The sequence below is a fragment of the Vibrio tasmaniensis genome (genome assembly GCF_024347635.1).
GTDB classification, from domain to species: domain Bacteria; phylum Pseudomonadota; class Gammaproteobacteria; order Enterobacterales; family Vibrionaceae; genus Vibrio; species Vibrio tasmaniensis.
In genome coordinates this window covers 228966-251893 of record NZ_AP025511.1, presented here as the reverse complement: position 1 = coordinate 251893, position 22928 = coordinate 228966, and the positions used below count along the sequence as shown (strand labels likewise).

General features: G+C 43.6%; 17 protein-coding genes and 1 pseudogene. 13 read left to right on the top strand and 5 right to left on the bottom strand.

Annotation, left to right across the window (positions count from 1 at the left end; all coding sequences use genetic code 11):
* The first annotated feature begins 3 nt into the window (after positions 1 to 3).
* From OCV44_RS15495 to gntR, 7 genes and pseudogenes are all read left to right on the top strand, one after another.
* Positions 4 to 561 (top strand): TRAP transporter small permease subunit, encoded by a 558-nt coding sequence (locus tag OCV44_RS15495; protein WP_139684408.1) that lies wholly within the window; start codon positions 4 to 6, stop codon positions 559 to 561.
* A complete protein-coding gene (locus tag OCV44_RS15490) occupies positions 554 to 1876 on the top strand; it encodes a TRAP transporter large permease (RefSeq protein ID WP_010428786.1) in 1323 nt (440 codons plus the stop codon). Before OCV44_RS15495 ends, OCV44_RS15490 begins: the two co-directional genes overlap by 8 nt.
* A 119-nt stretch (positions 1877 to 1995) precedes the next feature.
* A complete protein-coding gene (locus OCV44_RS15485) occupies positions 1996 to 2493 on the top strand; it encodes a gluconokinase (RefSeq protein WP_139684409.1) in 498 nt (165 codons plus the stop codon).
* A 3-nt stretch (positions 2494 to 2496) separates the two neighbouring features.
* Positions 2497 to 4005, top strand: coding sequence for an NADP-dependent phosphogluconate dehydrogenase (gene gndA, locus OCV44_RS15480; RefSeq protein WP_139684410.1), 1509 nt, complete (start codon positions 2497 to 2499; stop codon positions 4003 to 4005).
* Positions 4006 to 4252: 247 nt separating this feature from the next.
* A pseudogene (locus tag OCV44_RS15475) lies at positions 4253 to 4456 on the top strand (peptidase T); the annotation flags it as partial.
* 24 nt (positions 4457 to 4480) lie between these two features.
* Complete coding sequence (pepE, locus tag OCV44_RS15470) at positions 4481 to 5212, top strand: dipeptidase PepE (RefSeq protein ID WP_170213706.1); 732 nt, start codon at positions 4481 to 4483, stop codon at positions 5210 to 5212.
* Between the two features lie 310 nt (positions 5213 to 5522).
* A complete protein-coding gene (gene gntR, locus OCV44_RS15465) occupies positions 5523 to 6524 on the top strand; it encodes a gluconate operon transcriptional repressor GntR (RefSeq protein WP_029222988.1) in 1002 nt (333 codons plus the stop codon).
* Between the two features lie 115 nt (positions 6525 to 6639).
* Here gntR and OCV44_RS15460 read toward each other — a convergent pair whose 3' ends face one another.
* The 4 genes from OCV44_RS15460 to OCV44_RS15445 form a co-directional block, all read right to left on the bottom strand.
* A complete protein-coding gene (locus tag OCV44_RS15460; RefSeq protein ID WP_139684412.1) occupies positions 6640 to 7422 on the bottom strand; it encodes a siderophore-interacting protein in 783 nt (260 codons plus the stop codon).
* A gap of 182 nt (positions 7423 to 7604) precedes the next feature.
* On the bottom strand, positions 7605 to 9767 hold the full coding sequence (locus OCV44_RS15455; RefSeq protein WP_139684413.1) for a collagenase: 2163 nt from the start codon (positions 9765 to 9767) through the stop codon (positions 7605 to 7607).
* A gap of 250 nt (positions 9768 to 10017) precedes the next feature.
* The gene (locus tag OCV44_RS15450; RefSeq protein WP_139684414.1) at positions 10018 to 11496 is read right to left on the bottom strand and encodes a peptide MFS transporter; all 1479 of its coding nucleotides are present in this window, start codon (positions 11494 to 11496) and stop codon (positions 10018 to 10020) included.
* Positions 11497 to 11904: 408 nt separating this feature from the next.
* On the bottom strand, positions 11905 to 13275 hold the full coding sequence (locus tag OCV44_RS15445) for an L-serine ammonia-lyase (RefSeq protein ID WP_139684415.1): 1371 nt from the start codon (positions 13273 to 13275) through the stop codon (positions 11905 to 11907).
* A gap of 375 nt (positions 13276 to 13650) precedes the next feature.
* Between OCV44_RS15445 and OCV44_RS15440 the strand changes: the two genes are divergently transcribed.
* Positions 13651 to 14529: a YdcF family protein gene (locus OCV44_RS15440; RefSeq protein WP_139684416.1), complete on the top strand. Its 879-nt coding sequence runs from the start codon at positions 13651 to 13653 to the stop codon at positions 14527 to 14529.
* Positions 14530 to 14740: 211 nt separating this feature from the next.
* Here OCV44_RS15440 and OCV44_RS15435 read toward each other — a convergent pair whose 3' ends face one another.
* Complete coding sequence (locus OCV44_RS15435; RefSeq protein WP_086050745.1) at positions 14741 to 14995, bottom strand: putative hemolysin; 255 nt, start codon at positions 14993 to 14995, stop codon at positions 14741 to 14743.
* 369 nt (positions 14996 to 15364) lie between these two features.
* Here OCV44_RS15435 and OCV44_RS15430 point away from each other — a divergent pair, with 369 nt between their 5' ends.
* The 5 genes from OCV44_RS15430 (at position 15365) to OCV44_RS15410 (ending at position 22800) form a co-directional block, all read left to right on the top strand.
* Positions 15365 to 15883, top strand: coding sequence for an NUDIX hydrolase (locus OCV44_RS15430; protein ID WP_139684417.1), 519 nt, complete (start codon positions 15365 to 15367; stop codon positions 15881 to 15883).
* A gap of 506 nt (positions 15884 to 16389) precedes the next feature.
* Positions 16390 to 18501: an LruC domain-containing protein gene (locus OCV44_RS15425; protein ID WP_139684419.1), complete on the top strand. Its 2112-nt coding sequence runs from the start codon at positions 16390 to 16392 to the stop codon at positions 18499 to 18501.
* A gap of 12 nt (positions 18502 to 18513) precedes the next feature.
* Positions 18514 to 19047, top strand: coding sequence for a hypothetical protein (locus OCV44_RS15420; protein ID WP_139684420.1), 534 nt, complete (start codon positions 18514 to 18516; stop codon positions 19045 to 19047).
* Between the two features lie 226 nt (positions 19048 to 19273).
* On the top strand, positions 19274 to 21037 hold the full coding sequence (locus OCV44_RS15415) for an ABC transporter ATP-binding protein (RefSeq protein ID WP_139684421.1): 1764 nt from the start codon (positions 19274 to 19276) through the stop codon (positions 21035 to 21037).
* A complete protein-coding gene (locus OCV44_RS15410) occupies positions 21031 to 22800 on the top strand; it encodes an ABC transporter ATP-binding protein (RefSeq protein ID WP_139684422.1) in 1770 nt (589 codons plus the stop codon). Before OCV44_RS15415 ends, OCV44_RS15410 begins: the two co-directional genes overlap by 7 nt.
* The last annotated feature ends 128 nt before the right edge of the window (positions 22801 to 22928 follow it).

The following is a 22928-nucleotide window of genomic DNA, read 5'->3' as shown; positions in this document are numbered from 1 at the left end:
CTCATGACCGATAAAATCCCCCACGCCCCAGCTGAAAACGACGAGCAACCAAGAAATGCGCTTGATCGTTTTGTTATAAAGTTCAGTAATCTCGTTAGCTGGTTGTTTATTTTTACTGTATTGATTTCATTTTATGAAGTTGTGATGCGTTACGCATTCGATGCCCCGACCACATGGGTACATGAAACAGCTTCTTTCATCGGTGGTTCTTTATTCATTATTGGTGGTATCTACGCGTTTGCTGCGAATAAGCATGTACGTGTTGTTCTTATCTACGATTCAGTGTCTAACCAAGCACGCAAACATCTTAATCTTGTTCACCACATTGTTGGTTTGGCCTTTGCTGGCATGCTCGCTTACGCGGCTTATTTCACTGCGGAAGAAGCGTGGTTTGCACCTTGGGGTGAATTCCGCCTTGAAACATCAGGCTCAGTGTTAAACGCGCCTTATCCAGCGTTGCTGAAAGGCCTGATCTTTGTCGTTTTGTGTGTTCTTGTTGTCCAGTTTGTATTGCACCTAATCCAAGAGTTGATGGGTCTAAGGAAGAATGACGATGTTTGATTTATCTTCTATTGGTATCGCATGGGGCAGTTTGCTCATGCTGGTTATGATGATTGGCTTGCTACTGACCGGTATGCAGCTAGCGTTCGTAACAGGTTTTGTCGCGATTTTCTTCACTCTGTGTTGGTTTGGTCCTGATGCCCTGCCTTTGATCGCAAGCCGTACCTACAGCTTTGCTTCTGGTTATGTTTTCCTTGCCGTTCCCATGTTCGTATTGATGGCGGCTTTATTAGACCGTTCGGGTATCGCGCGTGACCTGTTTGATGCAATGAAATCTGTTGGCCGTAAGGTTCGTGGTGGTGTTGCAGTTCAAACGCTATTAGTTGCGGTTCTATTGGCTTCGATGTCAGGCGTTATCGGTGGTGAAACGGTACTACTGGGTATTCTTGCTCTGCCACAAATGCTTCGTTTAGGTTATGACCGTAAGCTTGCTATCGGTACAACTTGTGCGGGTGGCGCACTTGGCACCATGCTTCCACCAAGTATTGTACTTATCATTTACGGCATGACAGCCAGCGTATCGATTGGCGACCTGTTCAAAGCGTCTTTTTTGCCTGCGTTTATCCTTGCGGGCTGTTACATCGGCTACGTATTGATTCGCTGTAAACTGAACCCTTCTCTTGCGCCAATTCCAAGTGATGATGAGACAGAAGAAGACATTGCAAATCAGCCTAGTTACTTCAAGGCTCTGTTCTTCCCACTGCTCTCTGTCGCAACAGTGTTGGGCAGTATCTACACAGGTATCGCATCAGTAACAGAAGCTTCTGCTTTGGGGGTGGTCGGCATCATGATCAGTGCGCTGATCCGTGGTGAACTGAACTTCAGTATGTTGAAAGAGAGTGCCATCGCAACCATGCGTACCTGCGGCATGATCATGTGGATCGGTATCGGTGCAAGTGCATTGGTTGGTATCTACAACCTAATGGGCGGTATTGATTTTGTTGAAGAAACCATCCTTGCTCTCAGTGGCGGTAATGCAACAGTCACGCTGTTAATCATGATGGCTATCTTACTGGTTCTAGGCATGTTCCTTGACTGGGTCGGTGTAGCACTTCTAACAATGCCAATCTTCGTACCAATCATCACTGGCCTTGGTTTTGACCCAGTATGGTTCGGCGTTGTGTTCTGCCTAAACATGCAGGTGTCGTTCTTGTCACCACCATTTGGTCCTGCGGCATTCTACTTGAAATCAGTAGCACCAAAAGATATCAGCTTAGGTGAGATTTTCTCTTCGTTACTGCCGTTCATTGCACTTCAAGTATTGGTTCTGGCACTGGTTATTATCTTCCCTCAGCTAGCGCTTTGGTGGCAATAACAACGAAGGTTCCTGAACAAATTTAGCGTTCAGGAACCTATCAACAGCAACACAAGTTTAACTATTAGATTCGATTGTCAGCCCCTTGTTTTGGTTGGGGCTTAGGGAAGGCTTGCCTTATGAAAAGCAAAAAAATACTCGTGATGGGCGTATCTGGATGCGGAAAAAGCCTGATTGGTAGCCGTATCGCAGAAGCATTAACGCTTCAGTTTTTTGATGGTGATGACTTCCATCCGCAAAGCAATGTAGAAAAGATGCGTCAAGGTATTCCACTGACAGACGATGATCGTCAAGGATGGCTGGAAACACTGAATAAGCAATATATCGAACAACCAAGTGCTGTGATTGCATGCTCGGCATTGAAACCTCAATACCGCGACATTCTACGAAAGAATAATGAAGGCTTAGTTATTGTGTACCTTCAGGGTAGCTTTGACACCATTTGGAACCGCCATAAAGCGCGTGAGAACCATTACTTCAATGGTCAAGAGATGTTAAAAAGCCAATTCGCAACCTTGGTTGAACCTGAACTAGATGAAGCGTTATTTGTCGATATATCGCAAGATGTTGAGCAAGTCGTAGAAAGTGCACTCAAACAAATTAAGCAGATAGGCTAAATCATGACTCAGATAAAAAACGATATCGCAATGATTGGTTTAGGAGTGATGGGCAAAAGCCTTGCACTCAACCTACTTGATAATGGATTCAACGTAGCAGGTTTTGATTTGAACGCCGACAATATTGATCGCGCCAGTTCAGAAGCAAAGCTGCTTAATGAATCGTTTACTGGCAAAGGTCAGTTCACACAAGGGACTAGCCTTGAGCATGTGCTGCAAGGGTTAGCTAAGCCGCGTGTAATCGCTTTGTCGGTTCCTGCTGGAAAACCTGTCGATATCGTCGTGAATAGCTTGCTTGATGCTGGCTTAGAAAATGACGACATTGTTATCGATACAGGTAACAGCCTTTGGACAGATACCGAGGCGCGTGAAGTGGGCTACAAAGGCAAACTGCGCTTCTTTAGCACCGCCGTTTCTGGTGGTGAAGAAGGCGCTCGTGTTGGCCCAGCGCTCATGGCGAGTGGTGACCAATCGGCTTGGCAATATGTGAAACCGATGTGGGAAGCGATTGCTGCAAAAGTGGATGCTAATGGACTACCGGTTGCTCAGTTTGAAGCGGGTGAAGCGTGCGCGGCGTATGTTGGTCCTTCTGGTTCAGGGCACTATGTAAAAATGGTGCACAATGGTATTGAATATGCCGACATGCAGCTAATTTGTGAAGTTTACCAGTTCATGCGTGATGTGCTTGATATGTCAGCTCAAGAGATTGGACAAGTCTTTGAGGAATGGAACAACGGTGTACTTAATAGTTACCTGATGGAAATCAGTGCCGATATTCTTCAACAAGAAGATGTTGTAACGGGTAAGCCGTTCGTTGAGGTTGTGCTTGATAAAGCAGGGCAAAAAGGTACGGGTTTGTGGACGGCAGTTAACAGCCTTCAAGAAGGGTGTCCAACCCCAACTATTGCTCAAGCGGTTTATGCTCGTGCGATGAGCGGTCAAAAATTACAACGTATTCAAGGTAGTCAGCTTCTAAAAGGCAGTATTGCTGATGCCAGTCAGTTGGATAAAACAGAGGTTATTTCTGAGCTTCACGATGCCCTATATTGCGCCAAGTTGTCCGTTTACGCGCAAGGTTTTGGTTTACTGAAAACCGCGTCAGACAAAGAGGGATGGAATCTCGATTTCACTAAAATTGCTAAAATTTGGCGAGCGGGTTGTATTATTCGTGCCGCTTTCTTGCAAAGTATCACATCGGCTTACCAACAAAATACTGAGCTAGCGAACCTATTATTTGATGAGGCTTTCATCAAACAAGTGGAAGAGCGCGAGCTTGCTTGGCGCATCGCGGTAGCGAACTCAGCTCTGTATGGTGTGCCGATGCTGGGAATCAGCTCAGCTCTGAGTTACTTCGACTCATTACGTTGTGAGGTGTTGCCTGCAAATCTGCTGCAAGCGCAACGTGACTATTTTGGTTCTCATACTTATTCGCGAGTCGATAGAGATGAAGCTGAAAAGTTTCACGTGACTTGGAGTCAGTCTCCAAGAACTGAAGTAAAAGTGAACGCTTAAACAATCAATAACGCCCTCAAATAAGAGGGCGTTATTTTTATTCGTTTTAAACCAAAACAAACATGTCGAACAATGTTGAATAAATCTATTAACTACTGAAGCCACCATAACGTATGACCATCATCTCAACATGACTATCATAGGTTGCGCACCGTTGGTTGTGGGGATAATAGATTCCCTGATTACTTCATGGTTGTTATAGAAAAGTTTTCCCCAAATTGAAAAGATGTTTAATGATTTCGATTATTACAATAATGCTGGAATAGAAATGCGTTCAATTCCTTCGCGTTATGGTTATGACGGGACTGTTTTATCTCAAAAGGTCATTCCTTTTCCGAACTTGTTTACTGGCGCACATTACTTCCCCTCAATTTATGAATACTTACCCATAGAGCCTTTGAAAGCGGCAAGTGCTGTAGTTCAAGAGAATATCAAAATAATATATAGTAAATTTACAAATTGTAGTGAGGTTGTAATGAATGTAATGCTATTTAGTAACGGTAAGTTACCAGGTGACACATCACTTTTAGAGTATGGTAAAGAGTGGATTCGTCCAATGATGGAAAAGACTCAGCCTAAAAAAATGTTGTTTATTCCATTCGCAATGATTCGAGGGCAATACTCAGATCGCGCGCAGCAATTGCAGCAAGTGTTCGATGAATATGATTGCGAAGTGGTGAGTATTCATGAAGCCGAAGACCCTGTGCAAGCCTTGAAAGAGGTTGATGGTATCATCATTAGTGGCGGTAATACGTGGGTGCTTAACCGTATGCTTCACGACCTAGGTTTGGTAACACCGATGCGTGATGCTGTGATCAACAAAGGTAAGCTGTTTATTGGTTGGAGTGCGGGAACAAATGTCGCAACCCCAACGATCCGTACTACTAATGATATGCCAATTGTCAGTGCTGCTATCTTGCCTGCGCTTAATTTTGTGCCATTTCAGATTAACCCTCACTATATAGAAGCATCCATTTCTGGGCATATGGGCGAAACACGTGATGAACGTATTGAAGAGTTCTTGTGCATGAACCCAAGTGAAGTCGTTGTTGGTATCCCTGAAGGGACGATGCTGCAAGTGTGTGAAGGAAAATTAACGTACCACACCGCGACAGGCAAGCCAATGAAGCTCTTTAAGCATGGTCAACTTGCTGAAACGTTCACGGCGGACAGCGATCTTGCATTCTTGATGGACATCGGTTGCTAGGTAACGAATAGAGACAGGCTACTGCCTCTTAATAGGGGTTGGCTATGTACGCAATTGCAATGGGTTAAACCAAGCCCCAATCTTGATCATCCAAGGTTGGGGTTTTTAATACGTAATATACACATCAAGTGTAAGTTGAGAACTTATTGAACATCGTCTTCGAAAATAAGTATTGTTAGTTTTATTGGTGGCAAAGCGAAGTGTGTGTTTATGATCTGATATCAAGTTTTAGGTGTTTAGTTCTTCTAAAGTAGTCGAAATTCGTTACTATGTTACCAGTAACATTAATCGTAACCATGATGCTGTCAGTATGCTAAGTAAGAAAAAACGTCCCACATTACAAGATGTTGCCAACCTAGTTGGTGTCACCAAAATGACCGTCAGTCGCTGTCTAAGAGACTCTTCACAGGTATCAGAAGCACTGCGAGATAAGATCAGCGCTGCAGTCGACGAGTTAGGTTACATCCCTAATCGTGCGCCAGACATTCTTTCTAACGCAAAAAGCAATGCTATCGGTGTTCTTGTTCCCTCGTTAACTAACCAAGTTTTCGCCGAAGTTATCCGTGGCATTGAACAAGTCACCGCGCCTGCGGGCTACCAAACCATGATTGCCCACTATGGCTATAGCGCTGAACTGGAAGAGCAGAGCATCGCTTCGCTGCTTTCTTACAACGTTGATGCGATTATCCTTTCAGAAAATGTGCACACTGATAGAGCGCGTAAAATGCTGCAGACTGTTTCTATCCCTGTGATTGAAATTATGGATTCGGTGTCTCCCCGTATTGAACAAGCAGTGGGCTTTGATAACTTCGAAGCGGCTAGAGCGATGACCAAAACCATGCTCGATCGAGGGCGTACCAATATCGCTTATTTGGCTGCTCGAATGGATGAACGTACTCGCTTGAAAATGGCGGGCTATGAGCATGCGATGCAAGAAGCCGACAAAACGCCAGTAACGCTGCAAACCGAAGACGCTTCCTCGTTTACTTTAGGCGCAAAACTGATAGGTGAGTTACTTGATAAGCACCCTGAAGTGAATGGTATTTTCTGTACTAACGATGATTTGGCCATTGGTGCTTTTTACGAATGCGTACGACGTGGTATTCAAGTACCCGAGAAGATGGCGATTGCAGGTTTCCACGGACACGACATCACAGTGGCGATGACGCCTCGTTTAGCGACTGTAGTAACACCAAGGGAGCAGATTGGTAAAGTCGCTGCACAGCAAGTTGTAGCGCGTTTACAAGGCAATAAAGAATGGGTCGCGAAGCTGGATCTTGGCTACGAGATTGAAGTGGGAGAGAGTATTTAATCTTACACTTCGGCTTTGAGCTTCATCGGATTCAAACTAAAACGCCCTTAACGAGACGAACTTCGCTAAGGGCGTTTTTTATTTATCTGGCAAAAAGCTGTAGGTAGTAAAAGACTTAACCTGCTAAAGCTTGCGCATCCTGTTGTTTCAACACTTTGTGGCCATCTTCAGTGACGCCACGTTTCCAGTAGCTGCTGATGTAGATGTTCTCTTTCGCGACTTCTTTTTCGTTACGGAAGTATTGTCTTAGCTCGCGCATGCTTTCAAATTCACACGCTGTCCAAATCGAAACCTGACCGTCTAACCATTCTAAATTGCGAACCGTTTGTGAAAGTGTTTCTTCAGTTTCATCTTCAATTAACCAAGTGACTTTTATACCTTGAGGTGCTTCAAGCGTTTGTTTATCTGCTGCTGAATTGATCTGGATGACGGCATGGCCTACGGCGTGTTCTGGAAGCGTTTTTACTTTTGAAGAGAGTGCTGGTAGGGATGTCATGTCTGCAACTAAGAAGAACCAGTCTGACTCTAGGTTAAGTCCTTGAATTAAACCTGGGCCAGCCACTAAAACTGTGTCACCCACTTTCGCGTTCATTGCCCACCTTGCTGCAAAACCACACTGCAAATCTGTAGTGATGTGGCGAACGAAATCAACCTCAATCCACTTTTCGACAGGGTTGTACTGACGAATAGTGTAAGTGCGCATGGTTGGGCGTTCACCTTCGTTGAGTTGGCTTAAATCAGTGGTGCCGAGTGGAGAGAATAAAAGCTTGATGTAGCCGCCGGCACATTCGGTTGGATACTTACTTAATCCTTCACCGCTAAGCGTTATACGCTGCATGTTCGGTGTAATGGTTGAGGTTTGAGTAACAGTTAATGTGATAGGGCTAGGCTTGCTCATATAAGGCTCTCTTAGATTTTGATTCTGACATCATAATCCCGAACATGAAAACACTCAATAATAATAATTATCATTTAATGATGACTGACGACTTAATACTCGAATGGCAGCCATCATATTGATGTATCTAAATGAAACTCAGCGGAGCTACTTTAAACCTTGGTGGTTATTCCTCGTATGCACTAAATTTTAGAGGTGTTTGTTTCTAAAATACCATTCAATTTAGTACCGAAACGGTTAGGAAGCCCCCATCTCATTAGCGCTCCCAAAATAAGTAAGAGAGCAACAAGAGGGTCGATGACACCTCCGGACTTTCCGCCTCCACTTTTTGCCCCAATGACATTGATAACCGTTGTTGAAGATGCTTGCTCACCAGATTTGTCTTTAACTCTTAATGTGACCGTTTTTTTGCCGCCAGTTTTAAAACCATGAGAAGGTGTGGCTTCTTTGCTCACCGTTCCGTCGCCAAATGTCCATAAGTAGCTAACCGGAGTAAAACTATTTGAAGAGCACGATCGCTGAGTTAATTGGATCTTCTCCCCAACTTTTCCACTTTGTTGGCTGACTATATGTACGGAGGGTTTTCCTGTACTCAAATCAATTTTGTCGCATTGCCATTGTTCAAATTCAGCTTGAAATTGAGTTGCCCATTGTTCGACTATTTTTTTATAACCTTTCCAATCGCCACCTCTGGTTTTGATGAGCATTTTATTGACTTCATCTTTATGATTTTCAAACATAAATCGAACCGCTAGATATCCCCAGTAATAAATGCGGTCAACATCATAGTTGTCGTAACTAGATTCAAAAATAGCACTTAACGTGTAAGTAGAACCATCTTGTAGTGTCGCTAGGGCATCTGGATTCGTACCGGACTTGCTGATGTATTCTGCTAAACCTTCAGCCCACCACACCACTAGTTCTGTAGGGTTTGTGAACGAACCAAATAGATTATATCGACCATCAAGGTAATGAATATACTCATGTTCTAGGTTCCATACTTTGTGACTAGGTTTGGTATCTGGTGATTGATAAGCAATAAATTTAGCGAGGTTTCCCGCTTTACTAGGGTTTCCTTCTAAGTAAATTCCGCCACTGCTAGTATCAATCTTGAAGAGTAAGTTGGCGTACTTTTCATAGTCGCCAACGGACTGGAAAGTATTAACCTGTAGCCGCGTGTTGATATCGTTTTTTACAGGATGGTGATTAGTTTCAAGCTGAGAGTGGAATCTTATTTCATTGTTCTGTAGGTTTTTACAAGCGCTTAATACCTGATCTGTGGACATGGCTTGAGAAGCAATTGTAATGTTGTTTTGACAAGGGGATGAGCGTGTAAATACTTTTCCGTATAAGCCTTTTTGATAGTCACAAACACTGAAATCAGAACAGCGTTTATAGAAAGAAACAATCTCAGCAGCGCCAAGCCATACAGCTCCGCCAATCCCTGCTTGAGAGTAGCTTGAAAATAGTTTCTCTAAATAATCATTAACAATAGGCGTTATTGGTGCATTCGTTATAGAACTCAGTCGGGCGAGTTCGCGTGCTGCATTGGATAACAGTATTTCTTCTTGCGTTCCAATTAAGGAGGTTTGAAGTGAAAATGCGCCCAACGCATGTACGAGGCTCGTTTTTTGTCCAATAATATTTCTATAAGGTGCGTAGGAGAGGCCTCTATACAGTAAATAAAATGCACCATTTAGCGCATTTTTCATTTGTGCTGATTTGGCATAACTCCTGTCCCAGCGCTTAATCCATTGAGTCGCAATATCAATGTATTCGTGCTGAAGTTTAGCACTGTCCATCAACGTAATGACTTCGGTGAGTACGGCACCATGCTCATCGTTATTATTAAAAAATCGCCCACTATTAACAAAGCTGTCGATTGCTTTTTTTGATGCAGTTTGAACAGATTTAGAGTACGTGATCTGAGTGTTGTAAAACTCGAGGTAGTAACCGATTCGGATGTAAAAAAACAGAGTCGTTAGGTATGTATCCCCTTTACCTTGGTAGCTCTGTGATAGTAGTTCTGCTTGCTCCGCAGCGGCGAGCATATGATCTTCTGAGAAAATTTTCGCCTCTAGTGCTGTACCTATACCTTGAAGGCTATTGATGCAGTGGTAACCTTGTCGTTGAACTTCTTTTATAAACGCTTGGCTATCATGAGTGATGAGCTTTTCTATATCGCAAGAAGTAGGGGCGTTTCGAGATATTTGATGGGACGTAGTAAGCTTAATTGGGGCAAGTGAACTGGTAAACTCACTCTCTAATCCATGATGCAATGTGGCAAAAATGGGTGATGCGAAGCTGATGCTCACAATCATGATGAGCCAATGCTTGGTTTTCATTATTCTATCCTTTGACTGAATCTTCTCCCTTCAACATATAGGTAAGTGTACGGATATTAAATATACAGAATGTAATGGTATGTAATGCATTTCATTACCTCTCTATAGGCACCAACATTCGACAAGCTGAGGACGCTGTGTTTACTTGGTTCTCCTGAATATGTAAACACTTTCTGAGGGCGCTGAGTAAAAAAAGCCCTTTAGAAAACTAAAGGGCTTGAAGTGTTAGAGCTATTCAACGTGAGCAGAATTAGCTGTTCGCTTGCTCTAGTTCAATCGTCTCATCTGCGGCTTTCGCTGCGTCTAGCATCTTACGAATCATGAACGATGCTGCCATTGCGATACCCACCATTACAACCGCGAGGATAGTTAATAGTTGGAAGTAATCACCGTAAACCGTTTGAACGATCTCTTGTGTGATCTCTTGGCCTTTCTCAAGTGCAATAGACGTTGAGAATACGGCACCAACAATACCTGACATTGCGATTGCTACAGAGAATAAGCTTACTGAGAAGTTCTCGATGTGCTTAGGTGCAACAGACAGAATGAAGGCTACAACCATAGAACCAACAATAACTTCACCAAATGCTAGGAAGAAGTGGATTGCTAAGAACACTTCAGGGCGAATCAGAATATCTTCACCCACGGTCGTTACTGCCATCGTTAAGATACCGAAAGCGATCGCCGTCAGAATGAAAGAGAAACCTACTTTGGTTGCAGTAGAGAAGTGAATGTTTTTCTTTTCTAGCTTAGAGAAGATACCCGTAATAATAGGGCCTGCAACCATACACCAAAGTGGGTTCATTGCCATTGAAGCTTCCGGGGCTACAGGGATGAAACCGAGTAGATCGCCACGCATTGTGTTGATCGCTACCATTGTCATCGACGTCATCATTTGGCCGTAGTACACGAAGAAACATGTTGTCAGGAATGTGATGATTAAGATAGTACCCATTTTCAGCATGTCTGACTTCTTCGATTTCATCATCAAAGAGACAAAGTAGACGATCGCTGCACCACCAATTGCGTAAACGATGTTCTGGCCGATATCCATGTTAGAAAACATGAAGAATACCAAGCCAATCATCGCAGCAGAAAGACCAAGGAACGCAGCCCAGTTTTTAGTGCTTACTGGTTGTTGATCGATGTCAGCGCTTGCTTCAACAAGGCCTTTGCGAACAAAGAGCATCATCAGAAGTGCGGCACCAGCAAGAATACCTGAAAGAAGGAAGCCGCCGTGGAAACCGACAACTAGCACTAGCATTGGGAACAAGTATTGGCCTAAAAGCGCACCAATATTGTTTACTGAGTAGTTGATAGGGTAGCAGTTTTCGAAATCTTCTTGAGTTTTGAACGTGCGTTTGTAAAGACTTGGGTAAGAAGGGGACATCAAACCACGTGCATAACTTGCTAAAGCAATACCACATAATGCCATTGGTACGTTAGTCGCTGCGGCACCTAGTACCAGTAGACCGTAACCACTTGCGAATCCTAAAAAGGCAATGGTCAACGATCGGTACGCGCCTAAAAATTTGTCGGCGATGAAACCGCCTGCGATAGCGAATAGCGGTCCGATTGCAGAGAAAGCACCAACAACCATCATGGTGTCGGCTTCGTTGTAGTTCAGATCTTCAAGGAAGAAACGAGTCAAGATCACCATGACGCCATAGAACGAAAGTCCGAACATCATCTGGCAGAACATCATTGATTTGTTTAATCTATTCCACATTATTTTATTCTCACATTTGTGTTGATATGTAGTGTAATTACCCAATTATAATATCATTAATAGCAATACATAAAATGAAACATTTGCTGTGTTCGTTACTTTGCTCTCTATATCTTTTCTTATCGGGCGATTCATTTTTCTCATGCATCAAATATGCAATGTTAGATTTTGCTAGTGGATGGTTGTGTAAATATCGGTCAGATTTATTTGTTGCTAATCCGAGAGCAAAGAAAGGCAAGTTACAGGTGATTATCTTGTAAAGCATTCAAGTGAGTATCACTTTCAATTAGCTGCTGGATTTTAGTCAATAAAAAGCCAGCTTGGTGGCTGGCTTTGTTTGGGTATCGAAAACGACGTTTACGACAATGCCGTTTCTACCGCGGCTTTCTCGACTCGTGTTCTTAGCTGTTATTCACAAGGAGGAGCCATGTGGATCACGGCCAAGCCACCTAAGGACGTTTCACGGTACTTTTTGTTCATGTCTTTACCTGTTTGGTACATGGTTGCGATAACCTTGTCTAAAGAGATAAGACACTTGCTGGTGCGTTTCAGCGCCATACGTGATGCGTTGATGGCTTTCATTGCGCCCATTGCATTGCGCTCGATACATGGCACCTGAACAAGACCACCGATTGGATCACATGTCATGCCTAGTGAGTGTTCCATAGCGATTTCAGCTGCAATACAGATTTGCTCGTTGCTACCACCGCGTAGGGCGGTTAAGCCTGCTGCTGCCATTGATGAAGATACGCCAACTTCGCCCTGACAACCCACTTCTGCACCAGAAATCGAAGCGTTGGTTTTGTACAAGATGCCAATAGCGCCAGAGACTGCTAAAAAGTCTTTCAACTGCTTGGTGTCTAGCTCTTTGATGAAGCGGTGGTAGTACATTAGTACCGCAGGGATAACGCCAGCCGCACCGTTAGTTGGCGAAGTTACGACTTGTCCACCCGCAGCGTTTTCTTCACTCACAGCAAAGGCAAATAGGTTAATCCAATCCATGATCTCCATTGGATCGTTTTCAATCGAAGCATTGGCCTCAAGCTTTTTCAAAAGAGCAGGGGCTCGACGCGTCACTTCTAGACCGCCATCAAGGATGCCTTCGGTGTCGAAGCCTCGCTGCATGCACAGAGACATCACCTTCCAGATTTGGTCGGCTTTCTGGTCAATCACATCCATACCTTGGAAAGACACTTCATTACGCAGGATTAAGCCTCCAAGGCTAAGTCCTTGTTGCTCGGCCGATTCAAGTAGCTGGTCAGCAGAAGTAAAAGGGAACTCAACTTGCGTTTCTGCTTCTTGCTTGCCATTTTGTAGCTCATCAGCGGTTGCGATAAAGCCACCACCAATTGAGTAATATGTTTCCATCTCTAAAAGACTACCGCTTGCGTCAAAGGCAGAGATGGTCATGCCATTTTCATGCAGCGGAAGGTTGGTTTTATGGAACAGTAAGTCGCTTTCTACGTCGAAGTGAATTTCATGGTTACCGCTAACCAGTAGAGACTTATCTTCAATTGCTTTACGCATTGCTTGGTTAGCACTGGTAATTTTAATGGTGTCGGGGCGGTTACCGAGTAAACCTAATAAAGTCGCTCTGTCGGTATGGTGACCAATTCCCGTTAATGATAACGAGCCGTATAAGTCGATTTGAATACGCTTTACTTGTGTAAGTTGAGCATCAATTTTTTGGGTAAAGTTAAACCCAGCGATCATTGGTCCATTTGTGTGGGAGCTGGACGGCCCAACCCCAATTTTGTAGATATCAAAAATAGACAGCATAGTAACTTCCTGTGAAGACGGTTCGATGTACGAACTCTGTGTAAAATTTGTATTTTGTTAGTTCCACTTCTTTGAGTGAACCTGTTATTTGGGTGAAACAGTGCTTTGGCTGAAACAGTACTTCGATTGAGCTGGCTCTTTGCTTGAAAGGTCTCTTTTATTGAAACTCGTGTTAACAAGCATAGAGCGATGAAATACAAGAGCGTGCTATGTTTGCTTTAAAGCGACACGTCTATTCTTGTATGACCCGAGATGTTGCTCTCAATAGTGAGCATTATTGAGAGCAACATGTAAGAATTTCAAAATACTTTTGTTAATAAGTATTGTATACATAATTCACTCCATCTAATCACTAAAACGAGACTTGAACATAAAATGAGCATTATTCACCTCCTTATTGTGCTAGGTAAGCGACTTAATGAGAATAAATTGACTAATGAAGGAATCAGTCGAGTTGATGCTTTAGTTGAGTATCTGTCGGGGCCTTTGGCTGAAGAGTCGAACCAGCAAACGGCTGTGGCGTTCTGTGGTGGGGTGACACAAGGCCAAACCGTTTCTGAAGCCGATGTGATGCACGAGTATTTTCGAAAGCTTGAAAATCAACGTGAGTATCCGTTTCCCATAGGGGCGGTTTTACTTGAGCAGCATTCGACAAATACGGTTGAGAACATTCAAAACTTGGCCTCAGAGATGATTGAAAGCGGGCTGTTTACACGAGGGCAGAGTGTGAAGGTGACGTTCGTTTCTAATGACTACCACTTACAACGTATCTTCGAGATTCAATCACTGATGGACGAGCAAGGTTTGCTTAAGGTTTTGGTCGAGAAGTGCTCTGCACTTGGGGTGGATCTACAAATAGATCGTCAGCTAGAGGCTCATGTCGCGGTGCCATACCCTCATCAAACAGAGCAAGGACAATTGTTTCTGTTAATGGATGCCCTGACGACCTACCGAGTCTATCTTGAAGGTGTCTCTGTGGGTGCATTTAAGAGAGATTTGGATTCAGTACGACGAGAGCCAGAAAGGTTGTCTTTGGAAGCCTTGCTAGCGGCAAAGGATTTAGTCGGGCGTTCATCTCATTTTGATATCGTAGAAAGCTTGCTTCCAGTGTTGGAGACCTGCATCCAAAATACCCCAGTCGGAATCGACATAGAAAAAGTTAGGGAGTACCTAGCATTGCTCGATACTAACCTGACTTTCTTAAATCGATATTTAGATCCAGAATCAGATCACACACATCGCTGGTGGAGATAGCGAAAACACCAATATTAGTAATACAGCTAGGTAGCCAAAAGGTGCTTTGTGTATGAAGGTGATGTGTGTATAAAGTTGATGTGTATAGTAAGGTAAACCGACCGCTCGATAGCGAACAGTTTACCTAATGTCATGGGATTTGATTGGGTGGAATTGGTGAAGGGTTAACGTCGTATATAGGTGCGACGTCAACAGTTCACGATATCGCAGTTTAGCTTTCTTCTTTTTGCTCATGGTTGTTGCGGTAGTATTCCCATTGCTCGATACGTTCGCCGTCGTTAAATACACAATAAGTAGTGCGTTGATTGTTTTCAGTCACGGTTTCTAATTCACCATTTTGTTGAACACAATAAACCGCTGCTGGGTTAGCGACTGAAACACGTTGTCCTTCGCTATATTCTGCATAGTCGTTTGCACAACCGCCCAACACAACGGCAAATACAGCCATCAAACCAATTTTCTTCATGTTTATCTCCTACGTGATAACTCTATAATCGAATGCGTTAAGTTCTACAGAACCAGATTAGAAGCTCTATGAAACTAGTATATTTTAGATTTCAGAAAAGGTTGTTCTAATTTGGTCAAGATATTGAAATAGGTTGATATTTCGCTATTTTTACTGCTTTTTGAGTGTTTGATCATACTGGCATAGTTGGTGCTCTAACAGGAACGGCCTCCGTCAATAAGACGCTACTTGATTGTTATTTTGACTCGATGGCCGTGGGCAAACAGCGCTCAAAATCAGAGGTTATGTGTTCTTACAGGGGACGGAGAACCTCGAATCTATTGATGATTATGATATGATGCCGCCAAATTCAGTAGAGCAGTCAGAATCATGAGACACCTAAAAACCACTATTCATCCTGATATCGATCACCTAGACAATAAGACGGTATATAAGCGCAATGCTGCACGTGCAATTGTGTTAGATGGCGAAGATATTTTGATGCTTTATACCGAGCGTTATCACGATTACACCATTCCTGGTGGTGGTTTGGATGACGGTGAAGATGTGATCGCAGGTATGGTCCGTGAGCTTGAAGAAGAGACAGGTGCGAAGAACATTCACAATATTAAACCGTTCGGTATTTTTGAAGAGTTTCGCCCTTGGTATAAAGATGACGCGGATATAATGCACATGATTTCTTACTGCTACTCATGCAAGATTGATCGTGCGCTTGGCGAAACAGCTTACGAAGACTACGAAGTGAAAAACGGGATGAAACCGGTGTGGATGAATATCCAAGAAGCGATCGCACACAACGAAAAAACCATGGCTGAGAGCCCTAAAAAGGGCATGAGCATTGAGCGCGAAACCTTTTTGCTGCATCTAATCGCAAAAGAAATGCTGTAACCCTTTTAATCAATCAAAACTGTTTAAAAGCAGAGCGTTTTTAAACAGTTTTTGCTCACCATGAACTAACAATAATTCCTCCCTCCTTTAGTTGAGCTAACCCATCGTAATTTTAGTTTTAAGCAAAACGCCTCCAGTCCGTAAACAACCTATCCGTTTCCAACCAGCATAGAACGTTGCCTTATCTAACAGACTTTCAAGTTGACTAACCTCTCATCAAATTGATTCTTATTTTGAATAAAAGACCGTTTTATTCTGACTGTAATTTTAATTGAGAAAAATAAGTCTTATTTTTCAACGTAATAAGGTGATTTTAAATTAGTTGGAAACTTGGCTTCTCTTTTGCTTCCTTGTATTAAGCAGCTCGCTTTATCGGCACCAAAACAATAAACAAAGATGCGAATAGTTTGTTTCAGAGTTAACGGAGATGCATCGTTAACTTGCCGTTCAGAGTTCACACACTTTTCAAGGAAATCGCTCATGCGAAGAAGAAGTCGAGGTTTACTATGAAATACAAGCAAGTTATTTATCTTATGACGGCAGTGGTCAGTGTTCCTACTTACGCGACGACCGTGGATTTGGACTTTTCAAATCATGTAGAGGCGACGAACGGCAGCAGTTCATGGGCTGGGCCAACCTACGACGGGGCTTCGATGCACTTCCTCAATGTTGGATCGCATGATGGGAAAACAATAGATGCCAAAGTGTCTAGTAGTGTGTTCGGTGATGCGACATTTCTGTTTCATGCTCCCAACTACAAAGTTGGCGCAATACAACCCTCAGGAGATATTGGTTTTCTATATCAAACTAACTCTGCGGGCTCTGCAGGCCTAACCTATACGTTTGAATTCTATGATGGTACGGATGGCCTGTCAGGTACGTTCTCAGTACCTTATACACTTCCCGAATTTGACATGATTGGTTACGACATTGATGGCGAACCCGTGCAGTCGGAGCAAGTCAGAGTGTTTAAAAGTGAAGGCTTCTACAGCTATCAACTTGGTAGTGCAAGCGCGAGTTTAACGGCGGAAGAGAGTGCTGATGGAACGTCGGTGCTATTCACCGGGCCAGGTACGAACTATTCCGAAACCGACACCTCCGGGGCTGTAAAATTCACCTACAAGAATACCTCGATTGTAACTCTACAATTTGAAACGGTTACCAGCAGTGGCAGTAGTTTCCCCAACCCAATTTTCTCGGCATTTGATGGTAATTGGGATTTATCTGGATTTACTACGCCAATAGAAAGTTCAGATGAATCTGATTTTGGTGACGCGCCTGATAGCTATGGAACGTTGCAGGCGAGCAACGGTGCTGAGCATGCGATATCTTCCACACTGTACTTAGGCGCTAGCGTTGATGCCGATACAGATGGCCAACCTGGCGCATCATCCAACGGCGACGATTTGGACGTTGGCGGAAATGACGATGACGGAATTGCATTGTTGACGAACTTTGAAATCGGTCTAGACAGTTTAATTAATGTCAACGTTGTCGGGAGTGGTTACCTGCAAGCTTGGGCTGACTGGGATATGAATGGATCTTTTGAGGATGACGAGCAGATATTAAAAAACCATTCTGTTGTCGACGGAAGCCAAGTTGTCCCTATTCGAGTGGGTGATGATGCTGTCGTTGGGAGCGTGCAAACTCGATTCCGTTTAGCGAGTAGCCCTAACATTCCGAGTGACGGTTATGTTGGTGATGGTGAAGTTGAGGACTACGTGTTTAACGTTACGGATCTTGGCACAACGGTTCAACATTCGAATTACTATACAGCGGCCTTCGAAGATAATTGGCCAGAAGTTGGTGACTTCGACTTAAATGACGTTGTGGTTTACTACCGCACCACCATTTTAAGTAAAGATGACGCAGTGCTGCGAATGGATATTACGGGAACCATAATGGCCTACGGTGCTTCTTATGGTAATGGATTGGGATGGAAGCTTGATGGCTTCGATGAGTCAGATGTCGATCTTCAAACGGCTCGAGTACAAAAGAATGGCGCGACTCGGGTAAATATTTCTCCGTTTACGGGTGAAGACAAAAGCGTTGCATCGCAAGGAGGAGACCTCGTTGTTGTCGCGTCGTTGAACCTAAAAAATGATCTGCCGATTAACGGTGAGTGCATGTTCCACCGCACTAATCCTTCTTGTAGCCCGACGTTAGAAGCTGAGCAAATGACGTTCAGTATTTCTCTGCCGTTTGCTTCTGGAAGCGAGCCAACAGTGAGTTCACTGATGCCATTAAGTGGATTCGACCCATTCATCTTTGGTGCAGGAGCGGGTTATTACCACGGTGACAGTTTCTCTACACCGCCGGGGAAAGACTTAGAGATCCATACAGCGGACTTCCCACCAACGTCGCGTGGCACGTTAGTGAGTGATTTCTATGGTATTGCACAAGATGATTCAGACCCGTCTAGTGACAAATACTACCGAACGACACAAAACATGCCTTGGGGTATCTTAATTTCATCACCTTGGAATCATCCATCAGAATATATTGATGTTAGTGAGGTGTACCCGGAGTTTGCTGAGTGGGCTACATCAGGTGGAGCTTCAAAACCAACGTGGTATCAAAACCCTAACGCCGACAAAACTTGGTCAACGGAAGATTAATCAGGAGGATTTATGAAAACAATCAAACTAATTTTGAGTGGTGTAGGCTTTGTATTCCTTTCAGCTTGTGGTGGCGGAGGCGGCGGTGATAGTACCGCTTCATCTCCAAGTACTGTAGCTCCTCCGAGCAATACGACAGCTTCGGTCTCCGCTACGCCACCGAGTAATTCGACCGTTGGTAGCAATAACGTGGTGACACCTGCTCCAGTGGTGGCAACGCAGTCTATTAAATCATCTGAGTTATCTATACCGGAAGGTTTTGACTTTTCTACAGAGAGAGAAGTGTCTGTAAAAGTAGACGTAGCAAGCTCGCAAAGTTCTCGAGGTTTCGTGAGTATTTATACAGAGTTCAATGGTGATGTTGTCGATTACACCTCACAAGTGCTGAGGAGCCCAATCAATCAAGATATTGAGCTCTCTACAACTCTTCTTTTACCCAATCATGTTGATAAAGTATGGGTTGAAGTCTGGTATCCGTCGGCAATGGGAAGCGAAGTAAAACTCCTTGTGAATATTGAGGACGATAATGTAGACGTGATTCTTTAATCTTTATCTTCTACCAAACAACGTTACCGCTATTTATGCGGTAACGTTGTTTTAGGCGCTTTTGTTGTGAATTTTTCTAACATCGAGACCTGAGATAACCTGTATAAAATGAATGGAGTGATATTATCAATCCGGTGTTTTAGGTGTATCTTTACTTAAGTGACGCTCGTTTCTAGCTTTACGAAATCACCAAAACTCGGTGAGCCTGCCCTAAACAAAGAAGACTATGAATAAAAGACAGTTTGTTGCCCACTATTTGCGCATGAATCGCCCCTCGTACTTACTGGCGATTGTGTTCATTTTTCTCGTTAACTGGTTACAGGTAGAGATCCCTCGTTATATCCAACTTGCCATCGATCTTATTGAGGATGCTTCAACAACGGGCCATCAGCAGCTTCAAACCTATGTTTGGATCGTGGTCGGTATGTCGGTTGCCATGGTGGTGGTGAGAATTCTGTCTCGTATCTATGCGCTTAATCCGGGGCGAATTACAGAAGCAGCGCTCAAAAGCACACTTCTGCAAAAGCTGAATCGCTTACCGAGCAGTTTTCATGAACGTTTTGCATCGGGGCGGCTAATTTCAATCATGAATAATGACCTTAGCGGCATCCGACTGATGTTTGGTGTGGGGTTTCTTCAGTTTTTCAACGCGTTACTCGCGTTATCGCTGACACCTCTTTATATGTGGCGTATATCACCAGAACTCACACTGTATTCGATTATTCCTATCTCAATCGCTTTTGTGATTTTCCGAGTGGGCTTCAAGCGTATGAAAATACTGCATTTAGAACACATGAAACGTCTACAAAACTTGTCTGCTCAGCTAATGAGTTACCTGTCTGGGATTGACTTGATTAAGAGCCAGCAGATGTCACCTTGGGTCAAAGCTGAAACTGAAAAGCTTAATCAGTTATTACTTGAATGCCGCCTTAAAATTACACGTATTCAAGTCTTCTTTATGCCAGTACTCGACTACGCCAATGACCTGATGAAAATCATCATTCTAGGGCTTGGTGGCTACATGCTAATGAGACAAGAGCTAACCCTAGGTGAGATTACCGCCTTTCTGACTTATTCGGTTTTGTTGGCAATGCCATTGATGCAATTAGGCAGAATCGCGACCATTTATCAGCGTGGAATGGTAGGCATTCAAAGTGTACAAACCATTCTTAATGCCAAAATTCCAGAGCTTGATGAAGTTAAGCTCACTGAGCTAGATGTTGAATCGCTGAAGGGAAAAACGTTTTCTATTCGCAACCTCAGTTTCAGCTATTCAGGTGAAGAGCGCCTGATTCTCGATGACATCAGCTTTGACATTCCAGCAGGTAAGAAAGTGGGTGTGCTAGGCGGGATCGGAGCGGGTAAAACGACATTAGTGAATTGCTTGAACCATCATTTGGATGTGCCACAAGGTTCTATTTTCTTTGGCGAAAGAGATGTCACTAGCTTCTCTCGCAGTGATTTGCGCCGTTACGTGAAAACCGTGACGCAAGACCCTTACCTGTTTTCAGCAACCGTTGAAGACAATATCCGCTTTGGTAGCTTAGGTACTGACTTGGCAAAGAGTCAGGTTGATGAAGTGCTAGAGCTCAGCCAGTTGGCCGGTGACGTGACACGTTTTGAGCATGGAGACCAAACCTTAGTCGGTGAGAAAGGGATCATGTTGTCGGGTGGTCAGAAACAGCGCTTGAGCATTGCGCGATCTTTATTGCAACCCACCGACCTGATCATCATGGATAACGTTCTATCGGCTGTCGACTATGAAACAGAACGTAAAATTTTAGAGGGCTTGTTTAAACGCTTGGAAAATCAATCGGTACTTGTGGTTTCACACCGTGTTAATGCCCTTGAATATATGGATGAAATTATCGTGTTGAACGAAGGTAAGGTGATTGCGAAGGGCGACCACGCGACGTTATTGAAAACGTGCGATTACTATTACGATACATGGCAGTTACAGCAAAATGAAACGGAGGCAGCAGCATGTTAAAAGGTGTTGATCTCAAGTACCTCAAGCACTTTTTTAAGTTTGCTAAGAAATACAAACGCTCTGCGATTTTTGGCATTGCTATGCTTCCGCTCTCTGTCATTACAAGCCTATTGTTTCCTTGGCTGATCATTCAAGTGATCGACGTTCATTTAAGTCATGGTGATATGGATGGACTGCTCGAATATGTCTTCTATCTAGTTGCTGTGTTAGTGGTTAGTTATGTGGTGGATACCACCTATTCGTATAATCTACGTAAAACGGGGCAGTACACGATAACCGACATGCGTTCAGTGCTGTTTGCTCGCGTACTTAAACTGCCGCGCCGTTATTTTGATAACACACCGATTGGCGTCACGCTTTCACGACTCACCAGCGACTTGGAAACCATCGGCGAGACGTTTGTTCAATCGGTTGTTGGTCTAGTGAAGGACAGTATTAACACCATTGCTCTGTTGGTAATGATGTTCTTCATTGATTGGCAATTAACGATGATTGTTTTGATTATAATGCCGCCGGTGATGTATTTGACGGTGTATGTGAGAAACCGACTTCGTGAACTGTACAAGGTTACTCGTTCTTCGCTCGCTCGTGGTATTGGCTTTTTACAAGAAGTCTTATTTGGTATGAAAACCGTTCAGATGTACCGAGCGGAAGAGCAAGTAGAACAGCGTTACCAAGGCTATACCGATGAGTTTTTAAGAGCGCAGAAGAAGATCAATAAATACGATGCGATTTTGTTCTCGTTTATCTCTGGCATCACCTCTATCACCATCGCAATTATGATCTGGTATGGATCTGAGCAAGTGATAGAAGGGGCACTCACCTTGGGTGTGCTAATTGCGTTCATCAACACCTTAGAGAAAGTGTTTGTACCGATCCGCGACTTTACTTCGCAGATTGCTTCGATTCAGAGTTCATTTGCAGCGTTTGACCATATTGAAGAGCTGTTTGTTGAGCCGACTGAAGAAGAAGGGCGTAATTTACTGCCATCTAACAAGGTTGAAAAACAGCTCGAACAGTTTGTGAGCCTAGAGTTTAAGAACGTGAGCTTCCGTTACAAAGACGACTCTCCATATGTTCTAAAGAATGTCTCGTTTGTATTGAAGAAAGGGCATCAAATCGCGCTTGTAGGTTCGACGGGGTCAGGTAAGTCGACGGTTCTGCGTCTGATCTCTAAAACCTACCAAGACTATGAAGGCAGCATTTTGTTGAATGGAATAGAGCTGTCACAGATTTCAAGCGAAGACTCTGCTCATTTGTTCTCAATGATGATGCAAGATGTGCACTTGTTTGAAGAGACAATCCAATTCAATATCGCGCTGGGTAAAACGCATCTATCTAGAATTGAGGTTGAACAGGCGGCGCGCTATGTGTACGCCGATAAGTTTATTGAACAATTGCCACAAAGCTATGACTTCTATTTGGAAAAGAACGGCTCCAACTTGTCTGTGGGGCAAACACAGCTTATTTCGTTCGCTAGAGCGGTTGCTCAAGGTGGACAACTGATGATGCTTGATGAAGCAACTAGCTCGGTGGATTCAATCACCGAAGACCTGATTCAAAAAGCAATGCAGCGTCTGTTTAAGGAAAAAACTGTGATTGCGATTGCACACCGTTTGAGTACTGTTCGCCACTCAGACTCGATTCTTGTGTTGGAAAAGGGTGAAATTGTTGAACAAGGTAACCATCAACAGTTGATAGCACACAATGGAATTTATGCAGGGTTGTTGGAAGAGTCGGTGGTTGAAGGAATCGAGTGTTAAAAGAGTCGATGGTTGAAAGAGTCGATTGTAGAAGTGAGTGACTATCGAGCTATAAATAACTATTAACTAATACGAATAAGCCAAACTTGTCGACTTCCTAGCTTGTATGACTATTACAAGATACAGTT

What these genes read in the sequence shown, in the direction of transcription:
- gndA (WP_139684410.1), top strand. Translation starts at nt 2,497, where the DNA reads ATGACTCAGATAAAAAACGATATCGCAATGATTGGTTTAGGAGTGATG.
- OCV44_RS15445 (WP_139684415.1), bottom strand. Translation starts at nt 13,275, where the DNA reads ATGCTGTCTATTTTTGATATCTACAAAATTGGGGTTGGGCCGTCCAGC.
- OCV44_RS15455 (WP_139684413.1), bottom strand. Translation starts at nt 9,767, where the DNA reads ATGAAAACCAAGCATTGGCTCATCATGATTGTGAGCATCAGCTTCGCA.
- OCV44_RS15435 (WP_086050745.1), bottom strand. Translation starts at nt 14,995, where the DNA reads ATGAAGAAAATTGGTTTGATGGCTGTATTTGCCGTTGTGTTGGGCGGT.
- OCV44_RS15425 (WP_139684419.1), top strand. Translation starts at nt 16,390, where the DNA reads ATGAAATACAAGCAAGTTATTTATCTTATGACGGCAGTGGTCAGTGTT.
- OCV44_RS15430 (WP_139684417.1), top strand. Translation starts at nt 15,365, where the DNA reads ATGAGACACCTAAAAACCACTATTCATCCTGATATCGATCACCTAGAC.
- OCV44_RS15450 (WP_139684414.1), bottom strand. Translation starts at nt 11,496, where the DNA reads ATGTGGAATAGATTAAACAAATCAATGATGTTCTGCCAGATGATGTTC.
- OCV44_RS15420 (WP_139684420.1), top strand. Translation starts at nt 18,514, where the DNA reads ATGAAAACAATCAAACTAATTTTGAGTGGTGTAGGCTTTGTATTCCTT.
- OCV44_RS15495 (WP_139684408.1), top strand. Translation starts at nt 4, where the DNA reads ATGACCGATAAAATCCCCCACGCCCCAGCTGAAAACGACGAGCAACCA.
- gntR (WP_029222988.1), top strand. Translation starts at nt 5,523, where the DNA reads ATGCTAAGTAAGAAAAAACGTCCCACATTACAAGATGTTGCCAACCTA.
- OCV44_RS15410 (WP_139684422.1), top strand. Translation starts at nt 21,031, where the DNA reads ATGTTAAAAGGTGTTGATCTCAAGTACCTCAAGCACTTTTTTAAGTTT.
- OCV44_RS15460 (WP_139684412.1), bottom strand. Translation starts at nt 7,422, where the DNA reads ATGAGCAAGCCTAGCCCTATCACATTAACTGTTACTCAAACCTCAACC.
- OCV44_RS15415 (WP_139684421.1), top strand. Translation starts at nt 19,274, where the DNA reads ATGAATAAAAGACAGTTTGTTGCCCACTATTTGCGCATGAATCGCCCC.
- OCV44_RS15485 (WP_139684409.1), top strand. Translation starts at nt 1,996, where the DNA reads ATGAAAAGCAAAAAAATACTCGTGATGGGCGTATCTGGATGCGGAAAA.
- OCV44_RS15490 (WP_010428786.1), top strand. Translation starts at nt 554, where the DNA reads ATGTTTGATTTATCTTCTATTGGTATCGCATGGGGCAGTTTGCTCATG.
- OCV44_RS15440 (WP_139684416.1), top strand. Translation starts at nt 13,651, where the DNA reads ATGAGCATTATTCACCTCCTTATTGTGCTAGGTAAGCGACTTAATGAG.
- pepE (WP_170213706.1), top strand. Translation starts at nt 4,481, where the DNA reads ATGAATGTAATGCTATTTAGTAACGGTAAGTTACCAGGTGACACATCA.